The sequence below is a fragment of the Nocardioides sp. genome (assembly GCF_036267815.1).
Taxonomy (GTDB): Bacteria; Actinomycetota; Actinomycetes; order Propionibacteriales; family Nocardioidaceae; genus Nocardioides.
In genome coordinates this window covers 20,203-38,212 of the sequence record NZ_DATAVI010000033.1, presented here as the reverse complement: position 1 = coordinate 38,212, position 18,010 = coordinate 20,203, and the positions used below count along the sequence as shown (strand labels likewise).

At 71.6% G+C, this 18,010-nt stretch carries 18 protein-coding genes; 10 read left to right on the top strand and 8 right to left on the bottom strand.

What is annotated here, in order from left to right; all coding sequences use genetic code 11:
- Positions 1-287 precede the first annotated feature (287 nt).
- Positions 288-1,589, top strand: a complete 1,302-nt coding sequence (locus VHW64_RS05310) for an IS256 family transposase (RefSeq protein ID WP_329649472.1) — start codon at positions 288-290, stop codon at positions 1,587-1,589.
- A 45-nt stretch (positions 1,590-1,634) separates the two neighbouring features.
- Here VHW64_RS05310 and VHW64_RS05305 read toward each other — a convergent pair whose 3' ends face one another.
- Complete coding sequence (locus tag VHW64_RS05305) at positions 1,635-2,264, bottom strand: hypothetical protein (RefSeq protein ID WP_329649471.1); 630 nt, start codon at positions 2,262-2,264, stop codon at positions 1,635-1,637.
- A gap of 301 nt (positions 2,265-2,565) precedes the next feature.
- On the opposite strand from VHW64_RS05305, the gene VHW64_RS05300 reads away from it, so the two are divergent.
- The 3 genes from VHW64_RS05300 to VHW64_RS05290 are packed head-to-tail and all read left to right on the top strand — an operon-like array spanning position 2,566 to position 5,072.
- Positions 2,566-3,675, top strand: a complete 1,110-nt coding sequence (locus tag VHW64_RS05300) for an ATP-dependent DNA ligase (protein WP_329649470.1) — start codon at positions 2,566-2,568, stop codon at positions 3,673-3,675.
- A 24-nt stretch (positions 3,676-3,699) separates the two neighbouring features.
- Positions 3,700-4,245 (top strand): hypothetical protein, encoded by a 546-nt coding sequence (locus VHW64_RS05295; protein ID WP_329649469.1) that lies wholly within the window; start codon positions 3,700-3,702, stop codon positions 4,243-4,245.
- Positions 4,242-5,072 carry a hypothetical protein gene (locus VHW64_RS05290; protein ID WP_329649468.1) on the top strand — a complete coding sequence of 277 codons (831 nt, stop codon included), beginning with the start codon at positions 4,242-4,244 and terminating at the stop codon, positions 5,070-5,072. Before VHW64_RS05295 ends, VHW64_RS05290 begins: the two co-directional genes overlap by 4 nt.
- A gap of 14 nt (positions 5,073-5,086) precedes the next feature.
- Here the strand turns inward: VHW64_RS05290 and VHW64_RS05285 are convergent, their stop codons facing one another.
- Positions 5,087-5,971 carry a glycosyltransferase gene (locus VHW64_RS05285; RefSeq protein ID WP_329649467.1) on the bottom strand — a complete coding sequence of 295 codons (885 nt, stop codon included), beginning with the start codon at positions 5,969-5,971 and terminating at the stop codon, positions 5,087-5,089.
- An 83-nt stretch (positions 5,972-6,054) separates the two neighbouring features.
- On the opposite strand from VHW64_RS05285, the gene VHW64_RS05280 reads away from it, so the two are divergent.
- Both VHW64_RS05280 and VHW64_RS05275 read left to right on the top strand, forming a co-directional pair.
- Positions 6,055-6,672 carry a GNAT family N-acetyltransferase gene (locus VHW64_RS05280; RefSeq protein ID WP_329649466.1) on the top strand — a complete coding sequence of 206 codons (618 nt, stop codon included), beginning with the start codon at positions 6,055-6,057 and terminating at the stop codon, positions 6,670-6,672.
- A 38-nt stretch (positions 6,673-6,710) separates the two neighbouring features.
- The gene (locus tag VHW64_RS05275; protein WP_329649465.1) at positions 6,711-7,127 is read left to right on the top strand and encodes a hypothetical protein; all 417 of its coding nucleotides are present in this window, start codon (positions 6,711-6,713) and stop codon (positions 7,125-7,127) included.
- A 697-nt stretch (positions 7,128-7,824) separates the two neighbouring features.
- Here the strand turns inward: VHW64_RS05275 and VHW64_RS05270 are convergent.
- A complete protein-coding gene (locus VHW64_RS05270; protein ID WP_329649464.1) occupies positions 7,825-8,922 on the bottom strand; it encodes a DNA polymerase domain-containing protein in 1,098 nt (365 codons plus the stop codon).
- Between the two features lie 23 nt (positions 8,923-8,945).
- Between VHW64_RS05270 and msrB the strand changes: the two genes are divergently transcribed.
- The gene (msrB, locus tag VHW64_RS05265; RefSeq protein WP_329649463.1) at positions 8,946-9,371 is read left to right on the top strand and encodes a peptide-methionine (R)-S-oxide reductase MsrB; all 426 of its coding nucleotides are present in this window, start codon (positions 8,946-8,948) and stop codon (positions 9,369-9,371) included.
- A gap of 30 nt (positions 9,372-9,401) precedes the next feature.
- On the opposite strand, the gene hemQ is transcribed toward msrB, so the two are convergent.
- Both hemQ and hemG read right to left on the bottom strand, forming a co-directional pair.
- The gene (gene hemQ / locus VHW64_RS05260) at positions 9,402-10,145 is read right to left on the bottom strand and encodes a hydrogen peroxide-dependent heme synthase (protein ID WP_329649462.1); all 744 of its coding nucleotides are present in this window, start codon (positions 10,143-10,145) and stop codon (positions 9,402-9,404) included.
- 4 nt (positions 10,146-10,149) lie between these two features.
- Positions 10,150-11,496 carry a protoporphyrinogen oxidase gene (hemG, locus tag VHW64_RS05255; protein ID WP_329649461.1) on the bottom strand — a complete coding sequence of 449 codons (1,347 nt, stop codon included), beginning with the start codon at positions 11,494-11,496 and terminating at the stop codon, positions 10,150-10,152.
- Between the two features lie 41 nt (positions 11,497-11,537).
- Between hemG and VHW64_RS05250 the strand changes: the two genes are divergently transcribed.
- Entirely contained in the window at positions 11,538-12,479 is a 942-nt protein-coding gene (locus tag VHW64_RS05250; RefSeq protein WP_329649460.1) for a MauE/DoxX family redox-associated membrane protein, read from the top strand.
- Between the two features lie 169 nt (positions 12,480-12,648).
- On the opposite strand, the gene hemE is transcribed toward VHW64_RS05250, so the two are convergent.
- Positions 12,649-13,695: a uroporphyrinogen decarboxylase gene (gene hemE, locus VHW64_RS05245; RefSeq protein WP_329649459.1), complete on the bottom strand. Its 1,047-nt coding sequence runs from the start codon at positions 13,693-13,695 to the stop codon at positions 12,649-12,651.
- A 69-nt stretch (positions 13,696-13,764) separates the two neighbouring features.
- On the opposite strand from hemE, the gene VHW64_RS05240 reads away from it, so the two are divergent.
- The gene (locus VHW64_RS05240) at positions 13,765-14,388 is read left to right on the top strand and encodes a DUF3000 domain-containing protein (RefSeq protein ID WP_329649458.1); all 624 of its coding nucleotides are present in this window, start codon (positions 13,765-13,767) and stop codon (positions 14,386-14,388) included.
- Positions 14,389-14,398: 10 nt separating this feature from the next.
- Complete coding sequence (locus VHW64_RS05235) at positions 14,399-15,721, top strand: HRDC domain-containing protein (RefSeq protein ID WP_329649457.1); 1,323 nt, start codon at positions 14,399-14,401, stop codon at positions 15,719-15,721.
- Positions 15,722-15,755: 34 nt separating this feature from the next.
- Here the strand turns inward: VHW64_RS05235 and VHW64_RS05230 are convergent, their stop codons facing one another.
- Positions 15,756-17,168: an ABC transporter substrate-binding protein gene (locus VHW64_RS05230; RefSeq protein ID WP_329649456.1), complete on the bottom strand. Its 1,413-nt coding sequence runs from the start codon at positions 17,166-17,168 to the stop codon at positions 15,756-15,758.
- 199 nt (positions 17,169-17,367) lie between these two features.
- Positions 17,368-17,967: a hypothetical protein gene (locus tag VHW64_RS05225; protein ID WP_329649455.1), complete on the bottom strand. Its 600-nt coding sequence runs from the start codon at positions 17,965-17,967 to the stop codon at positions 17,368-17,370.
- Between the last annotated feature and the right edge of the window lie 43 nt (positions 17,968-18,010).

Sequence of the window (18,010 nt, the reverse complement as noted above, 5' to 3'; positions counted from 1 at the left end):
TAGGTCCTTGACAAGACTGCGCTTCCAAACGATGCCGATGTCGCTGTCACGGTGTATCCGTCCGCCATACACGCCAACAAGCCCCCACGCAGGACCCTGCGAGAGCTGTCCGTCACGTCCAACGAATGACATGGTGGCGTCGGCGTAGAACACAGTGGGTGAGCCCGACTGACCTGAAGTTGTCCCGGCTCTCGTGGAACTTGAGGTGGCGGTCCCCCGCCTGACGCCTGCCTTGCGGTAGGTGTTGGGCGTCCGCCAAAGACGACCCAAGGAGACAGGGGACCACCGTGACCAAGAACTACCAGACGAAGACGACCCAGACGAGTGCGCTCGCCGTGCCCGAGCAGGTGAGCGTGGCGATGGAGGAGATCGCCGAGGACATGCGCGAGGGGCTGCTGGCCCTCGCGGTCGGCGCTGGGCTGCAGGTCATGCAGCAGCTGATGGAGGCAGACGTGACCGCTGCGTGCGGCGCGAAGGGCAAGCACAACCCGGACCGGGCCGCGAGCCGGCACGGCACCGAGGCGGGCTCGGTCACCCTGGGCGGCCGCCGGGTGCCGGTCACTCGACCCAGGGTCCGTGCTACCGACGGCACAGGTGAGGTGGCGGTGCCGGCCTACGAGCTGTTCAACTCCACCGAGCTGCTCGGCAAGATGGCGATGGAGCGGATGCTCGGCGGGCTCTCGACTCGGCGCTACCCGGTCGGGTTGGAGCCGGTCGGTGGGGCCGTGGAGGAGGCGTCGAGGTCGACGAGCAAGTCGGCGGTCTCGCGCAAGTTCGTGGCGATGACCGAGCACGCGTTGGGCGACCTGCTCGTCGCGGATCTCTCGGAGCTGGACCTGGTCGCGTTGATGATCGACGGCGTCCACTTCGCCGACCACCTGTGTGTGGTCGCCCTGGGCATCGATGTCGACGGCACCAAGCACCCGCTCGCGCTGGTCGAGGGATCGACGGAGAACACCACCTTGGTGCGTGGGCTGCTGGTCGGCTTGCGCGAGCGAGGCCTGGACGTCACCCAGCCGATCCTGGCCGTCCTGGACGGCGCCAAGGCACTCACCGCGGCGGTCAAGGAGGTCTTCGACCACCCGGTGCTCGCTCGGTGTCAGATCCACAAGTTGCGAAATGTGCGTGACCACCTGCCCGAGAAGATGCGCGGCCCGGTGACCAAGCGGATGCGGGCGGCGTACCACGCCGACTCCGCGCTTGAGGCCCAGGCGCTGCTCGAGGAGTTGGCCCGGGAGCTGGACAAGACCCACCCCGGCGCCGCAGGCAGCCTGCGCGAGGGCCTCGCCGAGACGCTGACCGTACTGCGCCTGGACCTGCCACCCACGCTGGCCCGGACACTGCGCTCGACCAACGCGATCGAGTCGATGATCGGGATCTGCCGCGAGCACGCCAAGAACGTCAAGCGCTGGCGAGACGGGCAGATGGCGCTGCGCTGGTGCGCGGCCGGGATGGTCCAGGCGCGCACCCAGTTCCGGCGGGTGAACGGCCACCTCCACCTCCCAGCCCTGCGAGCAGCACTGGAACGACATGTCGCAGGCCAGACTGTCGATGCCGACTGCAACACTCAAGACGTGAGCGCAGCATGATGCTCACCGGACCGCCACCGAAGTTCCACGGAACTCGGGACATCCTCACTGACCTTGGCGGGTTCGAGAGTCGATCCGAAAGCATGGCCTGCCGTGCCAATCCAGGCGGGGCGGCCAGGCAATTGAGCCTCGCGTCCAAATGGGGACGGCTCCATCTCGCAGCGGATGCGCACCTACTGGAAACCCAATCACGAAGACGTCGTTGGCGATGCTTAGTTGCGCCGGAGCGCCGTCTATGGGGTAGCAAACGAGGTCCAGTTCGTAGCCCTCTGGCAGCGACTCATAGGCAAGTTGATGCAGTGGAACCGCAACGACGTCGACATGGCTTCCGTGTTTGTAGTGTTCGAGCCACTCGGGCGACCAATCGTCGTAGCCGAGCGCAACCGACGCGCTCGTCCAGAAGCCGCCCGCACCCGACGGCACGGACAACGGCACACTGAACCGGAGGGCCGATGGAGCCGTGCCTTCGATCTGTCCAGTCTCCCAATTCTGCGCGGTGACAACGTGTCGATTCGTGATCAGGAAGTATTCCCCCCGACTGTTCCTGGCGAAGAACCCTGAAGCACACCCCGTGCGGGCGCCAGTCGCTGTCAACGATTCCACGTACTGTGACGCAAACATCGGGACTTCCATGACGAATGAACCCCGTGCGAAGCCATCGTCGTGGGTTTCCATTCGCCAAGGATGGCAGAGGTCGCTCTGCTTCCGGAGCCACCCAACGAGCACGCATCCCCGAACTTGCGCGGTTTGGAAGGGCTGACGAGCCAGTTGCAGAGTTGCGTCACTTCGCCGCGAATGACTGTCCAGCGCGAGCCGCGCGGGTTCGAGGCTTTCGTCCATCCTTCCCCGGAAGGCTCTGGCTCGGACTAACGGTGCGTGGCTCACTGCTGGGCTGGTGGGACCAGTTGAGAGACCTCTTCCTTACCAACCACGCTGCTCATCGGACGATCGCATCGGCGGAGCTAGAGTCCTGATCGTGGACCTTCCGGTGATGCCGCCCATCCGCCCGATGCTGGCGAAGACCACGACCCTGGAGAAGGCCCTCGCGCAGCTTCCTTACGTACAAATAGAGCCGAAGTGGGATGGCTTCCGGTGCCTGGTGTTCAAGGACGGCGACGAGGTGGAGCTGGCCAGCCGCAACACCAAGCCCCTGACGCGGTACTTCCCCGAGGTCGTGGCGGCGATGCGCGAGCAGCTCCCGGCACGGGCGGTGCTGGACGGCGAGGTCTTCGTGGCTCAGCGTGACGAGCAGGGCGTCGACCGGCTGGAGTTCGAGGTGCTCCAGGAGCGCATCCACCCGGCGCAGAGCCGGATCGAGATGCTGGCCGACAAGACACCGGCCGGGTTCGTGGCCTTCGACCTGCTGGCGCTCGGCGACACGGCGTACGTCGACTGGCCGTTCGCGCGGCGCCGTGCCGCCCTGGAGAAGGCCCTGGAGCCAGCGGCGGGGCCGTGCTTCCTGACGGCGACCACCACCGACCCGAGCCGCGCCGAGCAGTGGTTCCACCAGTTCGAGGGAGCGGGGCTGGACGGCGTCGTCGCCAAGCCGTTGGGAGCGCCGTACGTCGAGAACGCCCGCACGATGCTGAAGATCAAGCACGAGCGGACGGCGGACGTCGTCGTCGCCGGCTACCGCGAGCACAAGTCCAGCACCCCCGAGCGGCCGCTGCTGGGCAGCCTTCTGATCGGGTTGTACGACGACGGGCAGCTCCAGCACATTGGCGTCAGCGCGAGCTTCACCGAGGTACGTCGCGCCGAGCTGATCGAGCAGCTCCAGCCGCTGGTGGTGCCGATCGAGGAGCATCCGTGGGGCCGCTGGGCGGAGTTCCTGACCGCCAACCCGGATCGCGTGCCCGGCACGCAGAGCCGCTGGAGCCAGGGCAAGGACCTGAGCTTCACGCCGTTGCGGCCCGATCTCGTGGTCGAGGTGGCCTACGACCACATGGAGGGACGGCGCTTCCGGCACACCGCGCAGTTCCGCCGCTGGCGCACCGACCGCGACCCCGAGAGCTGTGGCTACGACCAGCTGGACGAGCCGGTCGGCTACGACCTCGCCGACGTCCTCGGTGCCCGCCCGGCGCCCTAGCGCCGGTGGCCTAGGCTTCCGGCCATGAGCGAGACCTACGACGTCGTGCTGCTGGTCGAGGAGGCGCTGAGCGCCGCCGACGCGGCCCAGGTTCGGTCGCTGCACGAGGAGCTGGTGGCCGAGCACCAAGACGTCCGGTACCACGTCCTCCTGCCGCTGGAGGATGCCGCGGCGCGCATCGAGGCCGCGATGGGCTCCATCAGTGCCGACACGCTGGCCTCGCCGCGGATCCCGGTGGATCCCGAGACGGTCGAGGTGGTCAGGGAGGAGACCGAGCGCAACTCCGCGCACGACCTCCAGGCGACCCTCGACGCGCTCACCTCCGCCGGGGCGACCGCTGACGGCAAGGTCGTCGACGACGACCCGATCGACGCCCTGGCGGGCGAGGTGGCGGCGGTCGACGGGCGCGAGGCGATCATCGTGACCCGGTCGCACGTCGTGTCGGAGTTCTTCCACCTCGACTGGACCTCGCGCGCCCGCCGCAGGATCGGGGTCCCGGTCCTCCACCTGCTCGAGCACGAGAACTTCGACGAGCAGGCCGGCTCCGGCGAGGGCGTCACCGGCGCGTGACCGCCGCCGGCATCTTCCTCACCCACCGGGAGTCGCCGCGGATCCGACGGCACTTCGACCGGCTGGTCGCCCAGAGCGGTGACCTGGTGAGCTGGCGGTTCGTGTTCAGCCACGACGCGCTCCCCCGCCCCGAGGCGTCGTTCGGCTACGACGACCCGGCCGAGGTCATGCCCGCGCGCTACCGGGCGATGCAGCAGCACGGCGGCGTGCAGGGCGGCTACCTCGACACCCTGCTCGTCCCGGTGCTGCGCGGCCTCGCGGCCGACCAAGGCGCCGACCAGCTCTGGGTGTTCGAGTACGACGTCGACCTGGCCGGCCACTGGAGCGACCTGTTCGGCCGCTTCGCCGACAACGACGCCGACCTCCTGAGCACGACGTTGATGTACCGCCACGAGCAGCCGAGGTGGCCCTGGTGGCGCAGTGCCGGCGCGCCGTCCGGCGTACCCGAGGAGCGATGGGTCCGGTCCCTCAACCCCATGATGCGGCTGAGCCGCGCGCTGCTCGATGCCTACGCCGCGGCGGGCGCCGACCCGGCGTGGCGCGGGCACTACGAGTTCGTCGTGCCGACCGTCGCCCGGGAGGCCGGGCTGCGCGTGGAGGACTTCGGCGGCGAGGGCTCGTTCGTCCCCGCGGGTCGAGAGCGGAGCGTCTACGTCGGCAAGTCACCGGCCGGACGCCCGAAGGACCTCACCTTCGGCTTCCGCCCGGTCCGCGACCACTACTTCCACGAGGACCCCAGCGCCTTCCAGCAGCCCGGGAAGCTCTACCACCCGGTGAAGCCGGACGTGCCCGCGTGGACCCGGGAGACGATGAACGTCCGCTCCTGAGCACCCAGGAGCGATCAGTCGCCGCCGTCGTCGCGGTGCCGTCTACGGTTGACCCGCAGGAGCCGGCGCAGCCGCTGCGCGGCCACCGGGTCGACGCCGCCGCCGCGCTCGTCGAGGACGTCGAGGAAGGCCCGCGTCCGGGCCCCCACGCGTGGTCCCTTGAGCACCAGGTCGACCAGCAGCCGGACTGGCCCGGAGCCGTCGCCAGGCGCAGTGAACGCCCGTGACGAGTCGTCCGGGATCCAGCCCGAGGCGTTCGCGCCGTGCAGCCGGTGGTCGATCAGGGGCTCGGACAGGTTGCGGCGCTGACCGAAGGCCGTCGACAGCAGGGCGACCCAGAAGTCGTGGGACAGCGGCGCCTCGGGCGCGGGCCAGCCCCACAGGTCGACGAACCCCCGAGTCACCGCCATGCTGCACCCCTTGATCGACACCGCGGGCGGCAGCCCACGCTGCGCCAGCAGCTCGTAGTACGACGCCTCGACCGCGCCGTCCTCCTCGGCGAGCGCGAAGTCGTGGAAGTACGCGCGAGGCACCCCCGGTCGCCGTACCTGCTGGGAGACGGTCGCGAGCTTGGGCGGGCGCCAGGAGTCGTCCTGGTCGGCGAAGAAGATCACGCGGCCGCTGCACGCGCGGCTGGCCGCCACGAAGTTCTGCGCGTACCCCAGTCGCGGCCCGCCCGCGATCACCTCGACCCGGAAGGGGACGCGTCGCGCGAAGGCGTTGAGGATCCCCACCGTGCCGTCCTCGGAGGCGTCGTCGCGGATCACCAGCTCGTCAGGGAGCCGGGTCTGCGCCGCGAGGCTCTCGAGCATCTCGGGCAGGTACTGCTCACCGTTGTAGGTCGCCATCGCCACCGACACGGAGGGACGCCCGGTGAGCGCCGTTCGCCACCTTGGCATGAGGGAAGATTAGGCGGCGCGTCTGCACGCTGCCTGACCGGTGCCGTGACCGGTGCCGCCCGCACGACACTAGAATGCCCGGCATGGTCTCGGTGCGGACGGCGACGGCCGGCGACGTCGCGGCGTTGAGCGCCGCGATGGCCGAAGGATTCGTCGGCGAGGCCGTCACCGGGTGGATGCTGCCCCAGCGCCTAGGCCGGCAAGCCCGGCTCCGGCGGATGTTCGCCATCGAGTTGGAGGTCTTGGCGCTGCCGCGCGGCGGCTTGGTCCTCACCGCCGACGACGCGGCGTCCCCGGGCCGCCTGGTCGGTGGCTGCATCGTGCTGCCGCCCGACCAGTGGCAGATGCCCAAGCAGACCGATGGACGCACCGCGCTCCGGTGGCTGCGGGTCTACGGCCGGTGGTTGACACGAGCCATCCGCGTGCAGCGCGTGATGGAGGAGCACCACCCGACCCAGCCGCACTACTACGTCAGGTGGGTCGCGGTCAGGCCGGGCCTGCGGGACGCCGGCCTGGGCCGCGCGCTGATGCAACCGGCGCTGGACCGCTGCGACAGCGAGCACCTGCCCGCCTACATCGAGGCGAGCAGTGAGCGCAGTGCCGCGTTGTACGAGCGGCTCGGCTTCGTGCACCAAGGCATGTACGACCTGCCGGAGGGTGGCCCTCCGATCTGGCCGATGGTCCGACCCGCTGCCGCCTGACGCGAAGATGCCCCGCTCCGACGGGGTACGAGGTGGGCGTGAGCTACAGGATCGTCGACCCGGAGCCCGTCACCGAGGACGAGGGCCGTGACGTCGAACCGCGCCCGTTCGACCGACGGCTGAGTGCGGATCTGCGGGTCACGGCCTTCGAGCTGTGCGAGATCCGGCTCCCCGCGGGCGAGTCCACGGTGCGACACGACCACGTCGGCGACCGCGTCGAGGACGTGTACGTCGTGCTCGGCGGCGCCGGCTGGCTGGTGCTGGACGACGTCAAGGTGCCGCTCGCGGCGGGGCAGTGCGTCGCGGTCGACACCGGTCACCAGAGGTTCATGCTCGCCGGCCCGCGGGGACTGGAGTTCCTGGCCATCAACGCACCCGGTCGCGCGGCGCCGTCCGATCCTCGGCGACCACGTGCCGGAGTCCTCGCCCGGCTCCGCAAGGTGAGCCGCATGTGACGGCGGCACCAGGGAACGGGACAGACGGCCTCACCGTCTTGGACATCAGTGGTCGAACCACCTACCGATTCTGCGACGGTGAGGCCGCGATAGCAGGGTAGTGCGCTCGGCCCGGTGCAGACATACGCCCCCAGGGGTGTACCAAGACCTCCTCCCGTGGTCCATGATCGAATGCACCCTCGACGCGATCTACCGGAGGTATACCGAGCCGAGGGAAGCCGCCACGGGGCGAGCCGCGAGGCTCGTGACGGCCCCTGCGCCCCGCAGCTCATGCAGAGGCGGGGCGCATCGGCGCACAAGCGCCTCCACGGGTGAGGACGCTCGAGCCTGGTGCGCGCAGTCTGGGCCCCACTGGGGGTGGAGCGCGAACCCGCCGGCCGGGTCTCCGGAAGGGGGACGACCGCCTCGACCGGGACTCCGAGACGCGGTCCGACTGAGGCTCCATGAGCTGGTCCGACCACGTCGCGCTGGCCGTCGCGGTCCCGGTGGTGCCGGTGCTGGTCACCCTGTGGTTGTGGCTGCGGGTGCTGCCCGGCTCGTCGTCCCGTTGCTCGTCGTCGCATGCTCGCCGCACGTCCCGAGCGCCGAATGTTCAGCTGGAGGCTGGTGCTGCGCTGGGGGCCACCCGCCGAGCGCGAGTAGCGAGCTGCCGGTCGGACCGATGCATCGAGGAGGCCCGCGGCTGCCTCGACCCCCCTCAGTCAGGGATCCGGTTGCCGTGCTCGTCCCAGTGCGACTCGACCTTCTTGCTGGGCTGCACGCGGGGAGGCTCGCCCGGCATCTTCGGGTAGTCGGGCGGGTAGTTGAGCTCGACGGAGCCCTGCTCCTCGAACAGGCCCAGCAGCGGCTCCAGCGAGTACTGCTCGGCGTCGATCGCGGCCCAGGGGTCGCCGTCGGCCAGACGGTCGGGGACCGTGAAGAGGTTGTACTCCTTGGGGTCGCCGACACCGGCCAGCTCGTCCCAGGTCATGGGTGTGGACACGGGCGCGCCGACGACCGGGCGGAGGGAGTACGCCGAGGCGATGGTGCGGTCGCGGTTGTTCTGGTTGAAGTCGACGAAGATCCGCTCGCCGCGCTCCTCCTTCCACCACGCGGTCGTCACGCCGTCGTCCCGCTTCTCCAGCTCGCGACCGAAGCCGATGGCGGCGTGGCGGAGGTCGACGAACTCCCAGCGCGGCTCGATCCGGACGTAGACGTGGACGCCGCGGTTGCCGCTGGTCTTGGGGAACCCCTGCAGGCCGAGCTCCTCCAGCAGCTCCTTGGCGACGCCAGCGACACGCACGCAGTCGGCGAACGTCGTCCCCGGCTGCGGGTCGAGGTCGATGCGCAGCTCGTCGGGCCGGTCGACACTGGTCGGATCGTCGGGGACGCGGCGTACCGGCCAGGGGTGGAAGGTCAGGGTCCCCATCTGGGCACACCAGACCGGCACCGCGATCTCGGTCGGGCAGATCTCGTCGGCGGTGCGGCCGGAGGGAAAGGTCACCCGGACCGACTCGAGGTAGTCGGGCGCGCCCTTCGGGACCCGCTTCTGGTAGAACGCGTCGGCGTCCTTGTCCAGGGGGCCGGTGGCGAGCCTCATTCCCGGTCGGACCCCGGACGTCCAGCGCTCCAGCGCGGTCGGCCGGTCGCGCAGCGCGCGCATCAGCCCGTCGCCCACGCTGGCGAAGTACTCCGCGACCATCAGCTTGGTGACCTCGGGGGTCCGCTCGGTCCGCTCGTAGATGACCCGGTCGGGGCTGCTCACCCGCACCGACCGATCGCCGGCCCGGACCTCCGCCGCGGGCGTCTTCGCCATGGTCCTCAGGCTAGCCTGGTGCCATGGGTTACCTGGTCCAGAAGTCCGACGAGCAGTGGCGCGAGGAGCTCTCGCCCGAGGAGTACGCCGTCTTGCGCGAGGCCGGCACGGAGCGCCCCTTCGTCGGCGAGTACACCGACACGGAGACCAAGGGCGTCTACTCCTGCAAGGCCTGCGGGGCGAAGCTCTTCGAGTCCGACACGAAGTTCCACTCCGGGTGTGGCTGGCCGAGCTTCTACCAGCCGCTCACCGACACGGTGGAGTACATCGAGGACAGCTCGCACGGCATGAAGCGGGTCGAGGTCCGCTGCGCCAACTGCGGCTCGCACCTGGGCCACGTGTTCCCCGACGGCTACGGCACGCCGACCGGCGACCGCTACTGCATCAACTCGGTCTCCCTCAGGCTCGAGCCCGTGTCCGAGCCCTCGTCCGCGGACGTCGAGAGCTGACGGAGAGCCCCGCGCGTCCGTCGGGACGCGTCAGGGGAGGCGGGCGAGAAGGTCGGCAACGGAGGTGCGGGCTCCGGTGTAGAACGGCACCTCCTCGCGGACGTGGCGGCGGGTCTCGGAGCCGCGGAGGTGTCGCATCAGGTCGACGATGCGAGACAGGTCGTCGGCCTCGAACGCGAGCAGCCACTCGTAGTCGCCGAGGGCGAAGCTCGACACGGTGTTCGCTCGGACGTCGGGGTAGTCACGCGCCATCCGGCCGTGCTCGGCGAGCAGCCGCCGGCGCTCGGCGTCCTCCAGGAGGTACCACTCGTAGGACCGCACGAACGGGTAGACGCACACGTGCGCCCTGCCCTCCTCCTCGGCGAGGAACGCCGGGAGATGGCTCTTGTTGAACTCCGCCGGCCGGTGCAGCGCCATCTGCGACCAGACCGGCACGAGCCGACGCCCGAACGCCGTACTCCGCAGCAGGTTGTACGCCGCCTGGAGCTGCTCGCTCGTGGGCGCGTGCCACCAGACCATCAGGTCGGCGTCGGCCCGGAGCCCGGACACGTCGTAGGTGCCGCGGACGACCACATCGTCGGCGGCGAGCTTCTCGAACAGCTCGGTGACCTCCGCCGCCTCGGCGGCGCGGTCGGCGCCGCCCTCGACTGGCCCGAGCGGCTCGGCCAGCCGGAAGACGGACCACATCGTGTAGCGGATCGTGTCGTTCAGCTCCCGGGTGCGAGCGGCCTTCGTCTGCTCGGCGTCGTGCTGCTGGGAGTCGGTGGGGGCCATGCCCTCATTGTGCCGCGAGCACCGCAGCGGCCGCCCGGCGGGCGGACCCGACGACTCCGGGGATCCCGACCCCGTCGTAGGCCGCGCCGCACAGGGCCAGGCCAGGGACGGCTCGCTCCGCTGCCCGGATCCGGGCCACGCGGTCGAGGTGGCCCACGGCGTACTGCGGCAGGGCACCGCCCCAGCGCTGCACGTGGACGTCGACCGGCGCCACCGGCTGGCCGGTCGCCCGCGCCAGCTCGGCCAGCGCCCGGGCGACGAGCACGTCATCGGTCACCTGGAGCGAGGCCTCCTCGCCGTGCCGGCCGACGGATGCGCGCAGGATGCGCAGGTCACTGGCCGCGTCGACCCAGCCCCACTTCGAGAACGAGTACGTCGCCGCCTTGATGTCTCTGCCGTCGACGGCCGGGACGAGGAAGCCGGACGAGCCACCCACGTCCAGCTCCGACACGGCGATGGTGACGATCGCCAGCGACGCGTACTCGATCGCGGCGAGCTCCCGCGCGGCCACCGGCGAGACCTCGGCGAGGAGCCGCGCCGTCGGTGCCGCCGGGGTCGCCAGGACCACCCGATCTGCTTCCAGGGTCTCGGGGCTGCGGGCGGAGCCGAGGGTCAGCCGGAAGCCCGTCGCCGTCCGCGCGACGGCACGCACCGCCGAGTCGGTGCGGACCGCGAGCCCGGACGAGAGCAGCGGGGGCAGGGTTCCGAGCCCACCCTCCAGGCCGGCGAACACCGGTCTGTCCGACGCGGGAGGGACGGCGGCCGCCGCCGCGAGCAGCGACCCGTGCTCGCGCAGCAACGAGACCACCTGCGGGATCGCGGCCCGAGCCGAGAGGTTCGCCGCACGACCGGCGTACACACCACCGAGCAGCGGCTCTGCCAGCCGCTCGACGACCTCGTGACCGAGGCGAGACCCGAGCAGCTCGGCGACCGACACGTCTTCCTCGTCGACGGGCAGCCGCGTCTCGTGGCGTGCGCGGGCGAGCCCGTCGTCGGAGAGGACACCGGAGACCGCGAGCGCCTCGAGGTCGAGCGGTACTCCCAGCAGCGTGCGCGGCAGAGGCCGCAGCTCGTCGCGCGTCCACAGGTGCGACGAGCTCGAGGCCGGGTGGACCGGCTCGACGCCGAGCTCGGCGAGGAGGCCGACCCCCTCCGGGCGGCGTGCCAGCATCGACTCGGCGCCGACGTCGACGGCCACCCCCGCGACGGATCCCAGGCGCAGCTTGCCCCCTGGCTCGGCAGACCCTTCGAGCACGAGAACGGACAGGCCGGCGGCCATCAGGTCACGTGCCGCGACGAGCCCGGCGATGCCTGCGCCGACCACGACGGCGTCCGGTCGCTGGTCTGGCACGCCGCCCACTCTTGCACTCGGATCCCGCCTATCCTGAGCCGGTGTCCAGCGCTGTCTTCGTGGTGCCACCGCTGCTGCTCGTCGTGGTCCTGCTGGTCAGCGCCGTGGCCAAGCTCCGCGACCCGCGCGACACCGCCTCGGTCTTCCGGCAGCTCGGCGTACCGCGGGTGCTGATCCGGCTGCAAGCACCGCGCCTCCTCCCCTACGGCGAGCTGGTCGTGGCCGCGGCGTTGGTCGTGACTCGCGGCGCGTCGTACGTCGTCGCGGCGTTCGCCGCCCTGGTGCTGTTCTCCCTGTACGTCGTGGTCATCCGGGACGCCCTCCGGCTGCCCTACCCGGTCACGTGCCCGTGCTTCGGGCGGCTCGGCCTGGGCGAGGTGACCCGTCGTACCCTCGTCCGCAACGTCGTGCTGCTCGCGCTGGCGATCCTCACCTGGGCCGACTCCTGGCGCGGCGACGGCGTGGCCGAGCGCCTCAGCCGTCTCGACGGCCGTGCCTGGGGAGTCACCGCGACCTTGCTGGTCGCCGCCGGCGTGGCGGTGGCCGCGAGCCTGGCCGTGCGGTTCGCCGTACGGCGCGATCCCTGGGCGTACGAACAGCGGCCCATCCCCGAGGGCCTGCTGCACGACGGCTCCGGCCCGGTCGGCGTGTGGCGGCTCAGCGACGCCGCGGCGCGACTGCTGGTGTTCTGCGACCCGGCTCGCGACTCCGAGGTGGTGGAGCAGTGCACGGCGTGGGCCAGGCGCGTGGAGCCGGCGGTGGTCACCCACGTGGTGACCGAGGGCGAAGCGGGCGCCCCGGGTCATCACCACCTGCGCGACCCCGGCGGCGTCTTCCGCGAGGCTGTGGGCGCTCGGGCGCCCGGCGCGGTCCTGCTCGGGACCAACCGGATGATCGCCGGCGGACCTGTCGCCGGGCTCGAGGCGATCTCGGACCTCGTCGACGCGATGGCCGTCGAGCTGGGTCTCACTGAGCCTCACTGAGCCGCCGGGCGTCGCTGGGCAGCACAGTCGCGCGCTCGGCATCGAGTCGGCATGTGCCGACTCGGCGCTCTGGGACTACACACTTCCGCCGAGTCGGCGCTCTGGGACTGCACACTTCCGCCGAGTCGGCGCTCTGGGACTGCGCACTTGTGCCGAGTCGGCGTTGGAGTCAGTAGGTGTGGACGAAGTCGGTGAGGCGCTCGAGGCGGGCGGGGTCGGTGGCGGGGAGGACGCCGTGGCCGAGGTTGAACACATGGCCCTTGGCGGCCCGTCCGGCGTCGATGATCTCCGCCGCGCGGGCGGTCATCACCTCCGGCGGGGCGAAGACCAGGGTCGGGTCGAGGTTGCCCTGGACCGCCCGGTCGCCCACCTGGGCGATCGCGGTCGACAGGGGCGTCCGCCAGTCGACCCCGACGACGTCGGCCCCGGCCTCGGCGAGCAGGCCGAGCAGGCTCGCCGTCCCGACGCCGAAGTGGATACGCGGCACCCCCAGGTCACCGACCGCGGCGAGCACGGCCGCGGAGTGGGGCATCACCGACCGCTCGTAGTCGCCCGGTGTGAGCGCTCCGGCCCAGGAGTCGAAGAGCTGGATCGCCGAGGCGCCGGCCTCGACCTGCACCCGGAGGTACGCCGCGGAGATGCCGGCGATCTTGCGCAGCAGCGCGTCCCAGACCTCCGGCGCGCCGTACATCATCGCCTTGGTGAGCGCGTGGTCCTTCGAGGGCCCGCCCTCGACGAGGTACGACGCCACGGTGAACGGCGCGCCCGCGAAGCCGATCAGCGGGGTCGGCCCGAGCTCGGCGACCAGCATCGTGATCGCCTCGGTCGTGAACGGGACGTGTCCGGGAGTCAGGTCCGCGATGGCCGCGACGTCGGCCAGGGTGCGCACCGGGCTGGCCACCACCGGGCCCACCCCGGGCACGATGTCGAGGTCGACACCGACGGCCTTGAGCGGCAACACGATGTCGGAGAAGAAGATCGCCGCGTCGACGGCGTACCGCCGCACCGGCTGGAGCGTGATCTCGGTGGCCAGGTCGGGGGTCATGCACGACTCGAGCATCCCGACGCCCTCGCGGACGCGGAGGTACTCCGGCAGCGACCGGCCGGCCTGACGCATGTACCAGACCGGCGTGTGGTCGACCGGCTCCCCGCGCACCGCCCGCAGGAAGGCGCTGTCATGGGTCAGCTCGCGGGTCGCGTCCGGGGCGGTGGCCATGGGCAGATGGTCGCAAAACATCCGGCGTGTGCGCACATCGGCCGTAGCACCCCGGCTTACTGTGACCCCATGGTGGTGGGGAGCGAGGCACGCCCGGGCTCGGGTGCGCCGCCGGAGCCTGCGGAGTTCGCGGCCGCGGTGCGCGCCATGGCCGAGACCCGGATGCGCCCGGAGGTGCTCTGCGAGCCGATGCCCGCACCCCAGCGGATCGCCCCGTACGCAACGGCCCTCAGCGCGGACGTCACGGTCGACGGCAACGACGTCAGCACCGGCCGGATCATCCTGCTGCACGACCCCGACGGCAACGACTCGTGGGACGGCACGTTCCGCTGCGTCGCCTACGCCCGCGCCGAGATCGAGCTGGAGATGATCACCGACCCCGCCCTCGCCGACGTCGGCTGGAGCTGGCTGACCGAGGCGCTGACGGCGCACGGCGCGTCGTACACCGCGGCCTCGGGCACCATCACCCGGGTCGCCACCGACAGCTTCGGCACGATGTCGGAGGACGACGGGAGCGCCCAGATCGAGATCCGGGCGTCGTGGACCCCCGAGCTGGCCGACGGCCGGCTCGAGATCAGCGCGCACGTCGAGGCATGGGCCGAACTACTCTGTACGGCGGCGGGTCTGCCGCCGGTCCCCGAGGGCGTGACCGCCATGCCCAGTCGTCGTGGCCGGCGCGGAGCCGGTCACTGACGACCACACCATGACTCCCGACTCCGACGACCTCTCGCAGACCAGCACCTCCCCCAGCGCCGATGCCGTCGACCGGCCGAGCGACCCGGCGAGCGACGACGAGGGCACTCCGGAGGTCGCCGAGCAGGAGGAGACTCCGCCCGCGCCGCTCCTGGAGCTGCGCGACGGCCTGCCGCCGCTGACCGAGACCCCGCCGGCGCTCGTCGACGCCTGCGCCGCGCTGGCCGCGGCCGCTGGTCCGGTCGCCATCGACGCCGAGCGGGCGTCCGGCTACCGCTACTCCTCGCGCGCCTACCTGATCCAGCTGCGCCGCGAGGGCGCGGGGACCTTCCTGGTCGACCCGATCGGGTTCGACTCGCTTGCGCCGCTCCAGGACGCGCTGGCCGGCTCGGAGTGGATCCTCCACGCCGCGACGCAGGACCTGCCCTGCCTCACCGAGGTCGGGCTCGTGCCGTCGGAGCTGTTCGACACCGAGCTCGCCGGCCGCCTGCTGGGCTATCCCAGGGTCGGGCTGGCGACCCTCGTCGAGACGCTGCTCGGCTTCCGGATGAAGAAGGAGCACTCCGCGGCCGACTGGTCGACGCGCCCGCTCCCGACGCCGTGGCTGGACTACGCCGCGCTCGACGTCGAGGTGCTGATCGAGCTGCGTGACGTCCTGGCCGAGCAGCTTCGCGAGGCGGGCAAGGACGAGTGGGCACGTCAGGAGTTCGACGCGCTGCGCGGCTTCACGCCCGCCCAGCGCATCGAGCCATGGCGGCGTACCTCCGGCCTGCACCGGGTGCGTGGCCGCCGGCTCCTGGCAGCCGTGCGCGAGCTGTGGGAGGCCCGCGACGAGCTGGCCCGCTCGCGTGACGTCTCTCCCGGCCGCATCCTCGGCGACAACGCGATCGTCGCCGCGGCCCTGGCCGACCCGGCCACGCGGGCCGACCTGCTGGCCGCCAAGGGCTTCCACGGGCGAGGTGCGCAGCGCTACGCCGAGCGCTGGCTCGACGCGCTCAGCCGGGCCCGTGGCCTGCCGGAGGAGGCCCTGCCCGTGCGTGCCCCGCGCACCGACGGACCGCCCTCGCCGCGCGCCTGGGCAGAGCGCGACCCGGTCGCCGCCGAACGCCTGGTCGTCGCCCGGGAGGGGATGGCCCGGCTGTCGGAGGAGCACGACGTGCCGGCCGAGAACCTCCTGGCCCCCGACACCGTGCGCCGGGTCATGTGGGAGCCCGCCGGGTCCGACGAGACCGCCGTGGCCACGCAGCTGCGCGAGCTGGGCGCGCGCGAGTGGCAGGTCGCCCTCACCGCTTCGATGCTCGCCGAAGCCGTCGTCTCGGCTCAGCCGGACTGACGTGGTGCTCCGGGCCTGAGCCTCTCCAGACCGTCTAGGGGCTCGGGCTCGGGCTCGCGCTGGGGCCGTACCTCGGCCCGATGACGCGGTACGACGCGCGGTCGATCTGGCGGGCCAGCCGCGGCACCTGCGAGGGCCGGGCGTCCAGGAGGTTGGCGATCAGCGGGTCGACGGCCTCCTCCAGGTCGTCCCACTGACCCAGGTCGGGGGGATAGACCATGCTCTTGACGCTGAAGGTGAACACCGAGGAGTGCTTCGGCTGCTGTCCGGGCTGCTGGAACGCGTCGGAGAGGGCCACGGTCTGGTTGGCGGGCTCGAGATAGCCGCCGTAGGAGACCAGCGCGAGCGCTCCGGGGGTGCTGGCGTAGGCCAGGAAGTCCGCGGCCGTGGCGACGTCGCCGGGGTGGGAGGAGAGGCACAGGCCGGTCAGCGAGCCCGCGGTGGCCGAGGTGCCGAGGCTGGGCATCGGCATCACGTCGAAGTGCAGACCCGGGGTGGTCCGCAGGTCGGGGACCAGGCGGCGGGTGCCCTGGAGCATCGCCAGCTTGCCCCGCTGGAACCACTCCTCGGCCGAGGCCCGGGAGAGCTGGGCCTTGGTCAGGGTCGTGCCGGGGGCACGCAGCGCGCGCACGGTCTGGGTCAGGCTCTGCACGCTGGCGCTGGTTGAGAGCGTCATGGTGGTCGGCTGGGTGTTGCTGTCGAAGAGCTGCCCGCCGCCGGAGTAGACGAAGGGCGCGACTCCCACCAGGGACGGGTCCAGCGCAGCACCCGCCACGCCAGGGTGGTGGTTGGCCGCCCAGCGCGCCGCGGCCGCGAACTGCGCCAGCGACCAGCCCTGGCCGGGCGTCGGGGGGTCGCTCTTGAGCTGACCGAGCTTGACGAGCCTCTTGTTGTAGTAGATGACCGACGGCTGCACGCCGTACGGCAGGCAGACCAGGCGGTTGTCGCTGCCGAACGCGGTCAGGCTGGTGTGGGGGAACTCGTCGCCGAAGTCGAAGCCTCGGTCGTCGAGCAGCTCGTCGACCGGCTGCACGAGATGGTGGCCGAGGAGGTACGTCAGGTGTCGCTGGTTGGCCAGGAAGACGTCGGGGACCTTCTCGCCGTCGCGGAACGCGCCCAGCATCGCGGCGTCGTTGGGCCAGCCCTCGACCTTCACGGTGACCTTGCGCGTGAAGGGCGCGAAGGTCTCCGCCATCGTCTCGTACTGCGCGATCTCGCCGGAGGACCCGATCACGCCGAACGTGAGGGTCTCCGGGGGCAGCTGGCTCGGTAGCGTGCTGGAGGGTGAGCCGGACCGGGTGCCGGACTGAGAGTCGCTCGGGCCCGAGGAGGAGGTCGACGCGGACGAGCCCGAGGAGCCGCACGAGGTCAGCAGACCGGCGGTCGCGACCGTGCTCAGGAGCAGGGCTCTGGTCCGTTTCCGGCCCCGCCCCGATCTCGCACGCACGGCCGAAACCCTAACGGCTGGGCCAAGAGCCCTGCGAACGGGAAAGCGTGCGCCGGACCGGGAGCGCCTCACGGCGCGTGGCCGCTCGAAGCGGCTGATAGTGGGACCCGGGGCTGCCGCGGTCCGGCGCACGCGTCCATTGTAACGAGCCCGGCCCTCCGAGGATTCCCGAACCCCACAGTCGTCCGCATCGCGCGCGTCAGGTCAGCCGGCCGGCGAGCTCCAGGCGCGCGGCGCGGTCGAGCTGGTCGGCCACGGACTGGATCCGCGCGGCCGCCTCGGCGTCGGTGTCGGCCAGCTCGGCACGACCGGTGGCCACCACCCGGGCGAACGCCGCGGCGCGAAGCAGCACGTCGGCGAAGTCGCTGCCGGCGATGCCGCGCAGCACCTGGTCCACCATCGTCTTGAGCTCTTCGGGCCCGGGCGGGTCGGCGACACCGCTGACGACCCGGGCGACCGACGCCCGGGCCCGCCCGGCCTCGAACTCCCGCGCGACGCCCACCGGGTCGGCGTACACCCAGGAGCGCAGGAGGTAGAGGCGCCACAGGCACCCGGCGATCGTGTCCCCCGGACGCGAGGACCACAGCTCGGCAATCGTCTCGATCCCCTCGGTGTCGGCCAGGTGCAGGACCCGGTCGGCAACGGCATCGTCACCGGAGTCGTGGGCCCCGCGGACCAGCAGCCGCGCGGCGCGGTCGGCAGCCTCGGCCAGGAGCCGCGGGTCGGACGCGCCCGAGGAGATGCCCTCGAAGAACCTGTCGCCCGGCGCGAGCGGTCGGTGGTGGGGGCGCTGGCTCACCGGTCCACGGTAGCGACCCCCTCCCGGCCACCCCGTCGTGTGG